Annotated in this window: 12 protein-coding genes; 10 read left to right on the forward strand and 2 right to left on the reverse strand. The window is 59.8% G+C overall.

Features of this window, described 5'->3' with window-relative positions; genetic code table 11:
- Positions 1 to 72: 72 nt before the first annotated feature.
- Complete coding sequence (locus AC6I1V_RS15020) at positions 73 to 1,686, forward strand: amidohydrolase (protein ID WP_486854195.1); 1,614 nt, start codon at positions 73 to 75, stop codon at positions 1,684 to 1,686.
- A gap of 82 nt (positions 1,687 to 1,768) precedes the next feature.
- Positions 1,769 to 3,058: an MFS transporter gene (locus AC6I1V_RS15025; RefSeq protein WP_302554286.1), complete on the forward strand. Its 1,290-nt coding sequence runs from the start codon at positions 1,769 to 1,771 to the stop codon at positions 3,056 to 3,058.
- A gap of 34 nt (positions 3,059 to 3,092) precedes the next feature.
- Here the strand turns inward: AC6I1V_RS15025 and AC6I1V_RS15030 are convergent, their stop codons facing one another.
- Complete coding sequence (locus AC6I1V_RS15030) at positions 3,093 to 3,404, reverse strand: hypothetical protein (protein WP_486854194.1); 312 nt, start codon at positions 3,402 to 3,404, stop codon at positions 3,093 to 3,095.
- 251 nt (positions 3,405 to 3,655) lie between these two features.
- Between AC6I1V_RS15030 and AC6I1V_RS15035 the strand changes: the two genes are divergently transcribed.
- The 8 genes from AC6I1V_RS15035 to AC6I1V_RS15070 all read left to right on the forward strand — a co-directional run bounded on the left by AC6I1V_RS15035 (position 3,656) and on the right by AC6I1V_RS15070 (position 11,122).
- Positions 3,656 to 3,982, forward strand: a complete 327-nt coding sequence (locus AC6I1V_RS15035) for a hypothetical protein (RefSeq protein ID WP_302554288.1) — start codon at positions 3,656 to 3,658, stop codon at positions 3,980 to 3,982.
- Positions 3,979 to 4,212, forward strand: a complete 234-nt coding sequence (locus tag AC6I1V_RS15040; RefSeq protein ID WP_337430799.1) for a FeoA family protein — start codon at positions 3,979 to 3,981, stop codon at positions 4,210 to 4,212. The genes AC6I1V_RS15035 and AC6I1V_RS15040 overlap by 4 nt, the downstream gene beginning before the upstream one ends.
- Positions 4,213 to 4,490: 278 nt before the next feature.
- The gene (locus AC6I1V_RS15045; RefSeq protein ID WP_302554290.1) at positions 4,491 to 4,799 is read left to right on the forward strand and encodes a hypothetical protein; all 309 of its coding nucleotides are present in this window, start codon (positions 4,491 to 4,493) and stop codon (positions 4,797 to 4,799) included.
- Between the two features lie 1,121 nt (positions 4,800 to 5,920).
- Positions 5,921 to 6,247, forward strand: coding sequence for a cytochrome c3 family protein (locus AC6I1V_RS15050; RefSeq protein ID WP_486854193.1), 327 nt, complete (start codon positions 5,921 to 5,923; stop codon positions 6,245 to 6,247).
- 145 nt (positions 6,248 to 6,392) lie between these two features.
- Positions 6,393 to 7,853 (forward strand): nucleobase:cation symporter-2 family protein, encoded by a 1,461-nt coding sequence (locus AC6I1V_RS15055; protein WP_482333607.1) that lies wholly within the window; start codon positions 6,393 to 6,395, stop codon positions 7,851 to 7,853.
- A gap of 1,299 nt (positions 7,854 to 9,152) precedes the next feature.
- Complete coding sequence (locus AC6I1V_RS15060) at positions 9,153 to 9,896, forward strand: sulfite exporter TauE/SafE family protein (protein ID WP_486849455.1); 744 nt, start codon at positions 9,153 to 9,155, stop codon at positions 9,894 to 9,896.
- A gap of 55 nt (positions 9,897 to 9,951) precedes the next feature.
- Entirely contained in the window at positions 9,952 to 10,743 is a 792-nt protein-coding gene (locus AC6I1V_RS15065) for a 4Fe-4S dicluster domain-containing protein (protein ID WP_479858730.1), read from the forward strand.
- 103 nt (positions 10,744 to 10,846) lie between these two features.
- Positions 10,847 to 11,122 (forward strand): hypothetical protein, encoded by a 276-nt coding sequence (locus tag AC6I1V_RS15070; RefSeq protein ID WP_486854192.1) that lies wholly within the window; start codon positions 10,847 to 10,849, stop codon positions 11,120 to 11,122.
- Here AC6I1V_RS15070 and AC6I1V_RS15075 read toward each other — a convergent pair.
- Complete coding sequence (locus AC6I1V_RS15075) at positions 11,100 to 15,128, reverse strand: SNF2-related protein (protein ID WP_486854191.1); 4,029 nt, start codon at positions 15,126 to 15,128, stop codon at positions 11,100 to 11,102. The two genes, AC6I1V_RS15070 and AC6I1V_RS15075, sit on opposite strands and share 23 nt — an antisense overlap.
- Between the last annotated feature and the right edge of the window lie 1,172 nt (positions 15,129 to 16,300).

Raw genomic sequence — 16,300 nt, forward strand, 5'->3', positions numbered from 1 at the left:
TCCCCCTTGCTCCTTTTAACACATATACCCGCCGAAGGGTACGTATTCCAATGTTTCAAGGAGGATGTCTTCATGCAATACGCCAGTGTGCTGTTGTTCAATGCCGTGATCCTGACTCTTGATGGAAGCGATGCCGTCGCTTCGGCCCTCGCGCTGGACGGCGACCGTATCCTTGCCGTCGGGGATCGGGACGGCCTGGCCCCGCTCATCGGCCCGGATACGGAATGCCGGGACATGGGGGGCGCCGCCGTGCTCCCCGGCTTTTACGATGCCCACGGGCATATCCTGATGGCTGCGCAGGTGCGCGGGCGCGTGAACCTCAATTCGCCGCCCCTTGGGGCCTGCCGGACGCTTGGGGACATCCTCGCCGCCATACGGGCCCGTGCGGCGGAAACGCCCGACGGCGAATGGGTGCTTGCCTGCGGCCTCGATGATACGCTGCTGGAGGAAAAACGGTTCCCCAGCCGTTGGGAACTGGATGAGGCGGCCCCGCATAATCCCGTGTTCGCACAGCATATTTCCGGGCATCTGTGCGTTCTGAACAGCGCGGCGCTGAAGCTGGCCGGGATTGGCCGCCATACGCCTGACCCCGCCGGGGGCGTCATCCGGCGCGATGCGGACGGCGAACCGGACGGCGTGCTTGAGGAAAGCCCGGTCTATGAAACCATCATGCCGCTGCTGCCCAAGCAGACGCGGGAGCAGCGGATCGGCGATCTTGCCGCCGCCACGCGGGATTACGCCGCGCGGGGCATCACCACGGCGGTGGATGCGGCCCTGTTTTCCTATGACGATGCGGAGATCCTGCGCGCCGCGCAGGAGCAGGGGCGCCTCGCTGTCCGGGTACACGTCAACCCCTTCGCGTCGCTTGATCCTGACGATCCCTGGCTGGCGTTCGACGGGAAGGATGTGACCCTCGGCGGGGCCAAGCTGCTCGCGGACGGCTCGCTGCAGGGCTATACCGGTTATCTCGCCAAACCCTATTACACCCCGTATCAGGGCGACCCCGAATGGCGGGGCTACCCCACGCACAGCCGCGAGAATTTGTTCGCGCTGATCGAAGCCGCGCATGGGCGGGGGCAGTTCCTCATCCATACCAACGGCGATGCCGCCACCGATGACGCCCTTGATGCGCTCGAAGCGGCGCAGGCCAAGCATCCCCGCAAGGACTGCCGCCATATCCTCATCCATGCCCAGACGATCCGCGAGGATCAGCTCGATCGCCTCGAAGCGGCGGGCTACACGCCTTCGTTCTTCACCGCACACGTCTATTACTGGGGCGACCGCCACCGGGATCTGTTCCTCGGCCCGGAACGCGCCGCCCGGATGGATCCCATGCGCTCGGCGCTGGATCGCGGCCTCGTGGTCACCGCGCACTGCGATTCCCCCATCGTGCCCGCCGATCCGCTGCTGTCCATCTGGGCCTGCGTCAACCGGCTGACCTCCTCCGGCCAGGTGCTTGGGGCGGATCAGCGCATTTCCGTGCTCGAAGCCTTGCGCGCCCACACCTTCAACCCGGCGTGGCAGAATTTCCAAGATAAGGACAAGGGCTCCATCGAGCCCGGAAAACTGGCCGATCTCGTGATCCTCGACGCCAATCCGCTGGAAGCCGACCCCGCCGCCCTGCGCGGCATCGGCGTTCTGGAAACGATTGTGGGCGGGAAAACCGTGTACTCCGCCCGTGCCTGATTGGCGCGCGGGCGTGCCCATCCGCCCGCATCGCCTTCCTTCAACCGCGGGTTCCGTCCCGCACGAACAAGAGGATCCGCCCATGTCCCAAGCCACCCAGAAGCCCTTGAGCGTGGCCTCCATCGAGGCCCCCGTGGAAGAAGCGGCCGTTTCCGTCAGCCGCCCCCGCTTCATATTCGCCTTTGTCGTCCTCTATGTGCTGTTCCTGCTTGACTTTTCGGCGCGCCTCGGCGTGACTTCAGTGTTCCCCGCCATGCAGGAGGCCCTCGGCCTGACCGATTCCCAGATCGGCGTGGCCGGTTCCGCCGTGCTCTGCGGCATGACCCTCTTTGTGCTGCCGCTTTCCTTTATTGCGGACAAGACATCCAAGAAAAAGGCCGTCACCCTCATGTCCGGCCTGTGGGGGACCGGCTGCCTGCTGTGCGGGCTCGTTTCAAACTTTTTCCTCATCCTGCTTGGGCGGTTCATGGTCGGCATGGGCAACGCGAGCTACGCCCCGGTGTCCGTATCCATGCTGACGAGCTGGACCAGGAAGTCCCGCTGGGGATCGGTGATCGGGCTGTATAATTCTTCCATGTCCGTGGGCCTCGCCCTTGGGACGGCTGTGGCGGGCATTCTGGCGCAGAGCATCGGCTGGCGCGCGCCGTTCATCGTGATGGGCGCGGCGACGCTGCTGTTCATGGTGCTTTCCACGGCCCTGCCCAAGGCTTCGGCCAAGCCCGAAAACGCCAAAAAGGACGATGTGAGCCTGAAGGAAGCCTTTGGCGTCACCTTGAAGAACAAGACGCTCGTCATGCTCGGCATCGGCGTCGGCTTCGCCAACATGGTCTATTCCAGCATGGTGGCGTGGATCCCCATGTTCCTCGTCCGCGAAATGGGCTGGACCAGCGCGGAAGTGGGGGCGTACATGAGCCCGGTATATCTGTTCACCGGCATAGTGATCACGCCTTTGTCCGGGATCATTTCCGACCGTCTCGGCCGTTGGAGCCGCAAAACCCGCGCATGGCTCGGCGTTCCCTGCTTCATCCTCTTGGCGGCCTGCTTCGGCTTCGGGTTTATGCTGAAGAGCTTCCCCCTCATCGCGCTCGGCGTCATCCTTTTCCTCATTCCGGTTACGGGCATCCATATCGCCACGCAGGAACTCGTCCCCGCCCGCTATAAGGCGTCGGCCTACGGAACCTACGTGACGTTCCTCCAAGGGCTCGGCTTTTTCGGGCCCATGCTCGTGGGCGGCCTGTCCGACGCGTTCGGCTTGAACGCCGCCATCGTATATGTGCAGTTCGTCTTTGTACTTGGCGCGTTCATGCTCTTGTGCGCGGGGTTTACGTATCAGGGGGACTTCGACCGCGCACGGGCGCTCGATAAGCGGTAATGCCGGGAAACGGGAAAAGGCTTTTCCGGCTTTTTCAGATCCGGGTTTGGATAACGGGCGGCATGGCAGGCGTCCATGCCGCCCCGTTCCGGGTGGGCGCTGCGGCGTCCCGGACAGGGGGCACGCATCCGGGCATGGCCCGATAACGGCAAGCGGGCGTAATCCGGCAAGGGCAAACGCCGCACAATCCCGGAACATCAGCGGCATTGCCCCCGGCGTGGAAATGCCTTCCAAAGCGGATCCGCATGACGGGGAAAGGCCCGGCCTGCCGGGTATTGCCGGGGCTTCCGCATCCCTTCAGGGAGCCGCATAGGTCGGGCCGTCGCTTTTTCCCGATTTCACCCACGGCGTGCGCCTCGTTTCGCTACGGCATTCTTTGCGGCGGATTCCCTGCGCATAGAAAACACGGCTGTCCATCCAACACGTTACTTTGTGCTGTTATTGCTGTTCTTCTATGCCGTTCCAGTGGGGGCATCCTGCACAGGAATCGGTTGCGGCGGAAAGGGGATGCCGACAGAAGGCGTGTTTTATATTTGACAATAAAATTCAAAATCAATAATCTCCCGGAAGGAAACACTGCTGTGGCGGTTTGTGCCTATGCCGCATCTTATGGGCATCGTGGTTCCGCAGGAGGTTGAGTTGGCTTTTTCGTATAGACGGTGCGCACGGGTGTTGACGCTGGCTGCTGTGTCCGTGCTTGGGCTGGCGCTGCTTGTCCGGGCCCTCGTTGCTTTTGTTGAGGCGTTGGCCGTGCTTTGCCTTGCCGTGGTCGTGGCATCGCTGGTGCTGCCGAGAGGGATCAGGTGGTACTGGCGTCAGGCGCGGCGGGAAATCCCGCGTTTGCTGCGCAGCCTTGGTGATTTGCTGGATACTTCCTCAGCGGAACGGAAAACGGCGGCTGAAGGCCAAGCGGGAACAGAATGATTCGTAAGTTGTATCAGTTGAGAAACGGGCAGAGCGGCTTTGTCGCCGCCGTTGCCGCTACGGGCGAGCGTGCCCAGCGCTTTCGGGACATGGGATTGCTTCCCGGTGTCGGGATTACGGTCATGGGGCGTTCCCCGATGGGGGATCTCCTGTCCCTGCGTGTGATGGGGACTACGCTGGCGTTACGTGTGGCCGACGCTGAGGACGTTACCGTCAGCACGGATGACTGACGCCGCCGAGGCGGGCGCGCTTTTGAGGGGTGTGGGAGAGAGGCATTATAAGGCGTTTTCATGGGGCCATCCCCTTTCAGGATGAAGGGCCGGGCATAATGAAAGGCCGAGCATAAATCTCAAAGGCTCCCCCGCCATGCTCCCTGATGGAAGGCTGCGGCAAAAACAGGGCAATCTCATTTACATTTTTGAATGCTTGCCTATAGTTAATTAAGATTTTCATTATCAAAATAGAGATCGGCAATGGGCCGATCCTCGGCATAACCAAAGAGGAAGTTATGAACAATCGTTTTGGAACGACTTCGGACATGATCATTCAGACAGTGCAGGAAAAAGAAGGATGCGCTTGCCTCGCCATTGATGAGAAAGGGCTGTATCTGACCTCGCCGGAGTATGTGGATCGGCCCCTTGCCGATCCGAACCGTTACGCCGGAAACCGCAAGGATGTGGCAGCCCGGCTGGATGCGTTGAGCCTTGATGCGGCCAGCCTGTTTGAGCAGAACCAGCATCGCATCCCCAAAATTACTGGAGAAGCCAAGAAGAAAGTCAATCCCCTTAAGGCATCCAAGCGCAGCATGAAAGGCTGATGCCCGAAGTGCATTGGCACCCATAAAAGGCGGAAGGGAAACCTTCCGCTTTTTTATTTGGCCCTGTCATAGCATGTGGCCGTTTCATCTCCACCATATGGTGAAACTACCGGCTTTTTCTCCTGTTTTCCGTCGATGGGCTCCATGCTTGGGGCATTTCTTGGTTATTCCTTTGGAACTTCAAGAAAGAAAGCGTCAGCCATCCCCTATGGCATAGCCTTTAGCAAAAACTGGATAAGGGAAACGGCAGATAATCGACAAAGTACATTGGCTGGGGCTGCCGTTTCCTGAAAAGGCGGGGCCGGGGGCTCTGGAAATGCCCGATGAAGCCCGCGCGCAGCCGTTTTTATATCCATGCGCGGAAATTTATGTGCCGCATATAGCCTAGGGAATGGAACATACTGATGGGACAGGCGAAAAAAGCAAAGGGGCCGCATCGGGAACATCCGCCTGAGAAAATCTCTTGTGAGAATCTTTACTAGGGGGATGCAACAGGGTAAGGAATCAGCACGTGATATTGCCGTCCATGAAGATGGAAGGGGAAAGGTTCCGCTCCGCGTAAAGAGAGGCTCTTTTGAAGAGGGGGAATCTATGGCGCATTTTCTCACAGGAGGCATGTCGCGTTTTTGTTTTGAAAATGATTGCGGTGAAAGAAAGCAGCTCTTTTGATGCCTGTTTTTGATGGGATCAAAGCCGCATCAACGGGCTTTCAATGCCCTCAACGGCTTACTCCGGCTGGTGTGGGATTGCGTGTTGAAATGTCATTGCGCTAGGTCGTGCCGTCATTTTTAGGCTGTGTTATAGAAAATGGTTGATGCTTTTTCCTTGAAACCCCAAAGGGATAGCCGGAAAAACGCCTTAGCCGTGGCTCACGCCAAGGGGAAACTGGAAAAAAGGCTGTATTTTTCACCGCACTGTGGAGATGAAACAACCACATCCTAAACAGAGTCTGTTTTATATAATTATTTGAAATTATTAAAAATATTTTTTGCGTCTTAAAAATAATCAAATAATTTCAACATATTATATTAATTAACAACACGGCCTAGGGCCGGCGCATTTGATGGTCGGTATACGGCAACTGTTTTTTAACGTATTACTTGAAGGATGTTTGAACCACCATGAAGTACGCTTGGACGCTGGCGCTCTGTCTGGCGGCCCTGTGCCTTGCCGCCCCTTCCCATGCAGCCCCTCAGAAGGCGTTTCGGGATGCCCATGCGGATCTCATGTGCGCGGACTGCCACACCGGGCGGAAAAACCCGAAGCAGGCCGGGGAAATGTCCTGCGCCAAGTGCCATGACGCAGCGGAGACGGCCAAACAGACCGCCTCCCGTGGAAAGAAAAATCCCCATATTTCCCCGCATTGGGGAACGGAGGTTCCTTGTTGGGTCTGCCACAAGGAGCACGCCGAGGATTTGAATTATTGCCTCATCTGCCATACGTGGTGATGCGGGGCCTCATTATACTGTACGCGGAAACCCGATTTCCGTAAAAAATGGAATAACCCCGGAAGAGATCGCACGCGGCCCCGGCAGGCGCGGCGCTGGTTTTCCCGGCGAAGATCTCCCATCCCCAAGCCTCTGGAGGATGCCTATGTCCAGCGCCCCGGCCTCGCAGCCCGCTACGTCCAGCCCTGAAAAAGGAAGCGAACTGATTTACGGCCTTGAGTCCCACCCGCCTTTCGGCTCGTCCCTGCTGGCCGCCCTCCAGCACATTCTGGCCATGGTGCTCAGCGTCATGGCGCCGCCCGCCATCGTCGCGGGCGCGTTGGGCGTTCCCCCGGAGGCCATCGCCTACCTTGTCAGCATGTCCCTGCTGTTCGCGGGCATAGGGATCTGGTTTCAGGTATCCCGGCCCTTCGGCATCGGCTCCGGCATGTTGAGCATTCAGGCGACGAGCTTCGCGTTTCCCGGCACGCTCATCGCCGTCGGGAGCCTGCTCATGAAGGATCAGGGGATGTCGTGGGAACAGACGCTTTCGACGCTCTTCGGCGTATGCTTCGTCGGCGGGTTCGTGGTCATGGCGGGGAGCCGCATGATGTCGTTCCTGCGCAAGATCATCACGCCCACCGTGGCGGGCATCACCGTTATGATGATCGGCATCTCTCTGGTACGTGTGGGCGCGGTGGATCTCGCGGGCGGCTATGCGGCCAAGGCCGACGGGACGTTCGGAGACGTTTCCAACCTGTTCCTTGGGATGCTCGTCATCCTTTCCATCGTTTTGGCCAACCGCAGCAAAAACCCGCTCCTGCGCATGAGTTCGCTCATTGTGGGCATCCTTGTCGGCTTCGCAGTGGCGGTCGTTATGGGCAAGGTCAACTGGGGCGTCCTTTTCGAGCAGCATACGTGGTTCATCATGCCGGTGCCGTTCAAGTTCGGCTTTTTCGGTTTTGATTTGCACGCCTTCCTTGTCCTGAGCTTCCTTTTCCTCGTCATCGTCATTGAGGCCATCGGCGACTTGACCGCTACGAGCGTCGTTTCCGAGCAGCCCGTGCGCGGTCGCCTGTACCGCAGCCGACTTTCAGGCGGGATCTTGTGCGACGGGCTGATGACCACCCTTGGGGCCGTTTTCGGATGCTTCCCGGTGGCGACCTTTGCCCAGAACAACGGCGTCATCCAGCTCAGCGGCGTCGCCAGCCGCAAGGTGGGCAAGTTCTGCGGCGCGCTGTTTATCCTGTTCGCCCTGTTCCCCGTCATCGTCGTGTTTTTCCAGCTTCTGCCCCGGCCCGTGCTCGGCGGCGCGCTGGTCGTCCTTTTTGGGACGATCGCCTGTTCCGGCATCCGCATTCTGTTGCAGCATGACGTGAACCGCCGCGAATCCATCGTCGTCGCGGTATCCATCGGCGTGGGGCTCATGTCCCTGACCTCCCCGGAAGTTTTTGAACACTTGCCGCGTTTCCTCAAGATATTCTTTGATTCCGCCATCGTCTCCGGCGGGGTCACCGCCATGATCGTCCACCAGCTCCTCCCCAAGGGCATTTGCCCCTATGAGGGCGATGAGGACGATGATGACTGTAACCCCCATTCCGAATTTTTGTTCAACAAGCACGAATAAACCGTAGTTCCGCCGCCGTCCGGCCTTACGGATGGCGGCTGATGCGCTTGGGCATCACGAAAAGGCGAGGTTTCCCCTCGTCTTTTTTATTTGGGGAGGCTGCGCCACAAGAAATGGCTGGCGCTTTCTTGAAATTCCAAGGCCGTGTCATAAAAACGGTTGTCGTTTTTTCTTGAAGTTCCAAAGGAATAACCAGTAAAACGCCTTAGAGCGAATTAATTTGGCTGTGTCATAGGAAATGGCAGATGCTTTATTTTCCGAAATTCCAAGGGAATAACCAATAAAATCCACCAACCATAGAGTCCATTAACGGGGAAATGAGGGAAAAAGTCTCTCTCTCTCTCTCTCTCTCTTTCACCATACTGTGGAGATGAAGCAACCACATTCTATAACAGATCATCAATTTTAATATGTTACAATGTTAAAGTTCAAAACAGGCTCGATCCTGCATTGAGCAGTGTGAATAAATGGTGCTTATGCCTTCGCAGCGGCCGCCTGCTTCCCGCAGTCGGAAGAGTATTTTCAGCGTAAAAACGCTTTAAGCCGTGTTGTTAATTTGATATAACATATTGTAATTAATAAATTATTTTTTTGAGTTATAAAAAGGATTATTTTAATAATTTCAAACAATTATATATCAAACGACGGCACGGCCTCATCAATGATTCCGCCAAGGGGAGAATTGGAGGGGAAGGCTTCATCTCCACAGTACGGTGAAAAATAGAGCTTTTTTTCCAGTTTTCCCCTTGGCGGGATCCACGGCTAAGGCATTTTTCCGGTTATCCCTTTGGAGTTTCAAGGAAAAAAGCATCAACCATTTTCTATAATACGGCCATTCCAAAAGAATAATCAATAAAATGCCCCAAGCATGGAGTCCATCAACGGAAAACTGGAGAAAAAGTCTGTATTGTTGATATGAAACAGCATGCCATGATGAGCCTTTGGAGAAACGGGGCGGCCCGCAAGGGGCGGCTCCTGCGAAAGCCGCAAGATGCGCGGCATTGTGAGGGTGTCCCGCGAGGGAGTGGAGCGCCCCACTTTGATGCGATGTCCCTCCTGCGATAGTAGGGGGCCGAGAGGGAGGGGATCGCCTTCAGCAGAATCAGCGGCGTTTCGGTTTTATGATAATCCGCAATAGTTCAATGCAAAAGCAAAATGTTTCCGCAAAACGCCTCTGTTTTTCAGGGGTGGCCTCTGTACAGCCTTGGGGTCTCCTGTTAGAGCAAAAAAGGATTTTCCCTCACAATCCCTTTTTATCCGGCGTGTTCCGGAGATCCGGGCAGGCCGTGTGGGGCGTCTATGTTTGAATCCAGCTACCCCCTCGTTTTTTTGGCATGGTTCCTTGGAGGCTTCATCAATGGCGTCAGCGGGATGGGGGCGGCGATGGTCGCCTTGCCCATCGTGGCCTGCGTACTGGAAATGGGTGAAGCTGTTCCGGCTACCTGCCTCGTGGCGGTGGCCCTTGCGGTCTATGTGGCATGGATGTACCGCGCCTACGCGCGGGTAGCGCCGATTATCCCCATGCTGCTTGGATGTATCCCCGGCCTTATCGTCGGCGTGTACGTCCTGCGGGTAGTCCCCGGAATTTGGCTGCAGGGCGGCCTGGGAGCGGCGCTGATCGTATATGTGGCTTGGCAGGTGCTGCACCGCGCTGGTGGCGCGCACCCCGAAAGCGTGCGGGGCTGTGCCGTATCCGGGTTTGCGTCGGGCTTCGCCAACGCGGCGATCAGCTTCAGCGGGCCGCCCGTGGCGATTTACGCGCTCTATGTCGGGTGGGACAAGGACACCACACGCGGGACGCTCAGCCTGTATTTTCTCGGCACCAGCATTTGCACCTGTATTGTTCAGGCCGCCGCCGGGCTGTACACTCCCGTGGTGGTCAAGGCCGCGCTTTGGGGGATGCCCGGCGCGTTGATGGGGCTCGCCGTTTCCTTGCCCGTGGCCCGATTCGTCCGGGAAAGCGTTTTTCAGGGCATTCTGCTCGTCATGATTGCCTTCGCCGGGAGTGTTTGCATCATCCGGGCTGTGGAGGCTTTATTCTAAACAGAAGGGGAACGTCCCCGGCGGGCTCCCGGTGATGGTTCAGAGGAGGATATCTATGGAAATCAAGCAGGTACACATTGCGTATTTCAGCCCGACCGGGACGACGAAGCGGACGTTGCGGGCGGTGGCCGAGGGCTTCGGCTGTTCCGAACTTTCCGAAACGGATTGGGCCGACCCAAAAAGCCGCGCCGCGCTCCTGAAAACCGGGCCGCACGAGCTGGTGATCGCCGGGATGCCGGTCTATTACGGGCGCATTCCGTCGCCGTTCCATAAGGGGCTGCCGTTGCGCGGCGAGGGTACGCCGTTCGTGCCGGTCGCGGTGTACGGCAACCGGCATTACGACGACGCGCTTCTGGAGCTTAAAACGCTCGGTGAGGCGGCTGGGTGCGTGACGCTCGGCGCCGCCGCATTCGTGGCGCAGCACTGCCTCAACCCCGACATGGGCCGTGGGCGTCCCGACGCTTCCGATCTCGTGGCCATGAAGCGTTTCGGCAGTGCTCTGCGGGCCAAGGCGGATGGCCTTTCCGGTTCCATGCCGCCTCTGGGCGTGCCGGGGGCTGTCCCGTACAAGGAGTACAAGCCGACGCCGTTCGCGCCCGCGCTGCTGGATGCCGAAGCCTGTATCCGCTGCGGGCTGTGCGCCCGGACGTGCCCGGTTCGGATCATTGATTCCGAGACGTATGCCGTGGCCGAGCCGGAACGCTGCCTGTTCTGCTTCGGCTGCGTGCGCATCTGCCCGGCCGCAGCGCGCGGGCCGCGTCCCGAAGTCGCGCCCGTGTTCGCCGCCCAAATGGCGGGATTGGCGGCCCGATGTACGGAGCGCCGTGAGCCGGAGCTGTTCCTGTAGCGGACGGCTGTTCAACGGCATTGCCATAGGTATCGTGCCGTTCGGCGATTTTCAGCAAAAACTCTTTGGTTCAAATGCACGGCATTGCCATAGGATCATATTGATGGATAATGCGAGAACGAATCAATGCGTTCCTATGGCCTTTCCGTTGGAAGCCCGCACGGTGGAGACGGTTCCGGTGCTTGGCGGCCAGCGGATAAAGGCCCAACCGTCTGCCCCGGCGCAGCCCCAACAAACCGGGGTATCTCGGCGGCCTGCCGAAAACCGGAAGGGGCCGTCGCTCTGGCGTGCGGCTTCCCGTTCCCGTGAGATGGCGCAGGTGGGCCGCATTGCAGGCCGTATGGCGGGCTACGCCGTCATCTGCGGATCAAATCCATAAGCTCGGCCTCGCTCAAGGGCACGTCCGTGCCTTCGAGGACGTCGGCGGCGAGGGCGCGCTTGGAACGGTGGAGCTTGAGGATGGACTCCTCCACGGTTCCGCGCGCGACCAGCCGGTAGACGGTGACGGGGCGCTGCTGCCCAAGGCGGTAGGCGCGGTCGGACGCCTGATCCTCCACGGCGGGGTTCCACCACGGGTCAAGATGGATCACGTAGTCGGCGGCGGTGAGGTTGAGCCCCTGCCCGCCCGCCTTCAGGCTGATGAGGAAAAGATCGCCCTTGCCGGACTGGAATGCCGCCACAGCCGCCTGACGTTCCCGGTCGGGCGTGGAGCCGTCCAGATACTGATAGCCGTATCCGGCGGCATCGAGCAGGCGGCGGGCCTCGGAAAGGCAGCCTACGAACTGGCTGAATACCAGCGCCTTGTGCCTGCCCCGTACGAGTTCTTCCACCAGTTCCATAAAAGCCGAGAGCTTCGCGCCCGTAAGCTTGGTGCCGGGATCGATGAGCGCAGGGGCGCAGCAGGCCCGGCGCAGCTTCATCAGCTCGGTCAGGATGCTGAATTTCCGGGAGGCTCCGCCATCCTCCTGCCCGGCGGCCTCCAGCGAGGCGAGGGCGCTGCGGCGCAGCGCCTCGTAGAAAGCCCGCTCATCGTCGGGGAGATCCACTTCGATAACCTGTTCCGTGCGCGGGGGAAGCTCCGTAAGGACTTCGCTCTTGGTGCGGCGCAGGATGAAGGGCCGGACGAGCGCGCGCAGGGCTTGCCGGGCGGCGGACTGGCCTTCCGAAACGCCCTCCTCCGTGGACGGCGCGGATGCGGCGGCAAACCGTTTCTGGAACGACTGCCGCGTACCGAGCAGGCCGGGATTGATCAGGTTGAAGAGGCTCCAAAGATCCTCAAGGCGGTTTTCGATGGGCGTGCCCGTGAGCGCCACGCGGAAGGCTGCCGGGATCTGGCGGCTGGCCCGTGCGCGGCGGGTGTCGGCGTTCTTGAGCGCCTGCGCCTCATCGAAAACGGCCACCTGCCACTCGCGCCCGGAGAGGCATTTTGCCTCCGTGTGCAGCAGCCCGTAGCTTGCGATGAGCACGTCGCCGGGGCCGAGGGCCCCCACCTGTGCGGCCCGGTCGCCGGGGCCGAAACGGTGCACCGAGAGCGTGGGCGCGAAGCGTCCGAGCTCGTTTTCCCAGTTGTGGCAGACGGATGTGGGCGCAATGATGATCGACGGCCCCATCCCGGCCTGCGCCAGCAGCACGGCGATGGTCTGCACGGTCTTGCCGAGCCCCATATCATCCGCAAGGCAGGCCCCCGCGCCCCAGCGGGCCAGCCGGGACATCCAGACGTAGCCGTCAAGCTGGTAGTCGCGCAGATCCGCCCGCAGCGTCGAAGGCACGGCGGGCGTACCGCCGGGCTGACGGATGCGCCCAAGCCAGCTTTCCCATGCGGCGTCGCCCTTGACCTCCGCCCCGTCGAGCAGATCGCACACCGTATCCGCCGCCAGCGGATGCACCCGGAGGCTTGCGCCGTCGCGTTCGGCCAGCCGTTCCAGCCGATCAAGCTGCTGCCGGAACTGCTTGGTCAGGGCGAGGAACGCGCCGTCCCCAAGGGGCACGAAACGGCCTTTCGACTGCGCGAGGCGTTCCAGCACCTGCGCCATATCCAGCACCAGAGACTCGTTGACCGCAATCTGCCCGTGCAGTTGGAACCAGTCGCGCGAATGGCGCACGTCCACAGAGAGCCGCGTTGCCGAAACCTGCGGGCAGACCCGGAGCTTCTCCCCTTCGGGCCATTCCAGTTCCGGGCCCGCCTCTTCCAGTTCGAGAAGGCAATCCAAGGCTTCTTCAATATCTTCAATGAGCCACGGGCCGATGCCGCCGCGTCCGCGCAGCGTCGGGCAGCGCCGCGCGAGATCCCTCGCCGCGTGGGTTTCCTCCTCGAAATCCCGTTCCGTGCGTACGGTGCGGCCTTCGATCTCCGCCAACGGTGCCGCTGGCCCTTCGCCTGCCGGGAACGCCGGGGTATCGGGCATCCCGAACGGACGCACATACACCGCGGCTTCAATGCCCGTGCCGAGGGGACGCAGCCGCACCAGCAGCCGGATCGATGCGGAGACCTCTTCGGCCCGGATCACCGGGCGCACCACCCCCTCGTCCAGATTCCTGATCAGTTCCAGCACCCGCGGGCCGCCTTCCGTGGGGACGCTCAGCCCATGCTCCCCAAGCAGTTCGGCGGCGCCTTCCAGACGTTCCGGGAGATAATAAAGGATATAGGATCGCGGGGCGGCCTCCACGCACCGCATTTCCCCGCGCGGCATCCACCGCGAGAGCGCAAGGCTGTACCCGTTGCGCTCCTGCCGTACGACCAGTTCCACGGGCTTGCAGGCCAGCGAGATGGGCACGCGATCCGACGCCCGGAGCAGGTTCGGATGGCCCGCCAGCGCCGGAAGCGCCCGGTAGGGATCGGCCTCGCAGGTCGTGCCGTTCCACGACCGCGACCAGCGCAGGGTGGCGAGCACGGAACGATCCTGTTCGGTGAGCCAGTCCAGCGTTTCGGATTCCTCGTGCAGCCGCTTGAGGGAAACGGCGCGCCCGGCGCTCCAGTCCTCGCCTTTGGAAGACTGTTCCAGCGCCTCCACCCGGAAACGCTCGGTATCCACGAGCCATGCGATGCGCTTTTTGGCCTTCTCCTTTCCCACCGGCTGTTGCAGCCTGTGCACCAGCGCCTCGAAAACCCGTTCCCAGTTTTCGCGCCGATCCAGAAAATCGGTAAGCCGGACATGGCGGATGGGGAAGCCCTCGATCCACGCCTTCCACGGCCCTTGCGGGCGGAGGCGGGCCAGCGTTTCCGCGAACAGGCAGGCCGTGAGCGGGAGTATGCCTTTGAGCCGCTCGAACTGGCGTTCCGTGGGGCCGGCGTCGTGCGAACCGTCGTCAAGGCTGGCGTCCACGGCCCGGAAAACTGCCTCGGAAAACGGATCGGACGGCAGATCCTCAATGCGTTTGAGCATGGCGGCCTCAGAACGTCCGTTGGCAAGGCCGAGGAGCGCCTTTGCCGCCGCGAGCCCCTTGTAGGCGGGCTGGCGGGGGGACAGCTCGCGCAGCATGGCGGCGCATTCTTCGCGGAGTTCCGGCTGGTCGGCGCGGATCAGGGCCAGCGCGAAGCACAACCCGCCGGGGCCGGGGAGGAACGCCTTGCGCTTGCCGCTGGCCTTGCGGAAGCGCCTTTGGGCTTCCCGGAGCGGGGGCACGGCGTCCCCGCCTTCCAAAAAGGTGATGATGCCCTGAAACAGGGGGCCGCGGAATTCCGCCCTGTCGAGCAGCAGCGGCACGATCTGGGCGCGGGCTTCCGCGTAGCGCCCTGCAAGCGCATCGAACAAAATCAATCCCGGACAGGGGGGCAGATCCGCCAGCGAGGGGCGCAGCCGCGGCAAAACCTCCATGCAGTTCCGCAGGTTTTTGGTGATTGCCCCCGTTTCGGCGAGCGGGATGAGGTTGTTGGCGATCACATCCAGCCTTATGCGCGGCGGGAGTACGTCCAGCCAGCCCGGATCGGTGGGGGCATCGGCAAACTGCCCGGCGAAGGGGTGGTTGCCGCCTTCCTCCATCGCTTGCGCATCAAGCCGGGCCTTTTCATAGGCCCTGAGATCCCGTTCATAGACGGCAAGGCGCAACCTCAAGGCGGCGGTATGGATGCCCGCCCCCCTTTCCAGCACCTTCCGCACCGCCGGGGCCATGCGTTGCAGGCCCTCCATGCAGAGCTCATGCTCGAATTCCGCAACGACGCGATCCTTGCCGTCGGTAAGCCCTATCTGGTGCAGCGTATGGAGTGCGGCTCTGATGTCCCCGGCGTTCCATGACTGCCCGCGCGGGGGCCGGACACCCGCTTCGCGCAGGCATTCCGGCAAAAGCGAACGCGAGAACCCGCCCATTACGGCCTTGAGCTGGAGCAGCAGCCGGTACGGTTCCGACAGCTCCATGTACCGCTGCCGCAGGGATTTGAGTGGATTCATGGGAGCTCCTTGGGTGGTGGGAAGGGCGGGGGAGGGGAGAAGGCCCCTTTGTAAAGGGGCCTTCTCCCCTCCCCCGAACCCCCTCCCCTCATCCCCTAAACTTTTCGACTTTATCGAATCCCTGTTCCCCGTTTTTGCTGTGGATGAAGAGCCTTTGGGGACGTTGCGGGTGGCTGTAACATAACAGCTGCTCGATAAGGTCATTTCTTGAAATTTCCGATAAAGGACTGATGGAATGTTTCAACTATGAAGGACATCAAAAGAAAAGGCCCGTCATAGGCTGTGTTGTTTCATCTCCGCTCCTAAACTTTTCGGCCTTATCGAATCCCTGTTCCCCGTTTTTGCTGTGGATGAAGAGCTTTTTGGGACGTTGCGGGTGGCTGTAACATAACAGCCGTTCGATAAGGTCATTTCTTGAAATTTCCGATAAAGGACTGATGAAATGTTTCAGCTATGAAGGGCATCAAAAGAAAAGGCCCGTCATAGGCTGTGTTGTTTCATCTCCGCTCCTAAACTTTTCGGCCTTATCGAATCCCTGTTCCCCGTTTTTGTTGTGGATGAAGAGCCTTTGGGGACGTTGCGGGTGGCTGTAACATAACAGCCGCTCGATAAGGTCATTTCTTGAAATTTCCGATAAAGGACTGATGAAATGTTTCAGCTATGAAGGGCATCAAAAGAAAAGGCCCGCCATAGGCTGTGTTGTTTCATCTTTACAGTGTGGTGAAAATGCCGCCTTTTTTTCAGTTTTCCGCTGATGGGCTTCTGGTTGAGGCATGTTATAGGTATTCCTTTGGAACTTTAAGAAAGCATCAACCCTTTCCTGATAAAAAAGTTTATAAAAATATTTCCTTTCACCATGTTATGTGAATATATCAATCGTGTTTCCTGATAATGCCCTGCGGATTTGTAAAATTGTTCAAAAGAGCAATCGGCCAAAAGCGTAATTGGCTGTGGAAGCGGAAGCGATGCCCATCTAGCCGGATACAGTGCCGTTTTATATGGTGAAGGGAATGCCATTCCAAAATGATTACGGTATTTCGTTTTAGAAGAGCACAATATGACTGCATATCGTTTTCGTAAGGCCCTGTCATAGTATGCGGTTGCTTCATCTCCACAGCGCGATGAAAACACAGCCTTTTTCCCCAGTTTTTCCCTTGGCGGAGTCCGCGGTT

The sequence above is a fragment of the Bilophila sp. T19-St14 genome (assembly GCF_059728385.1).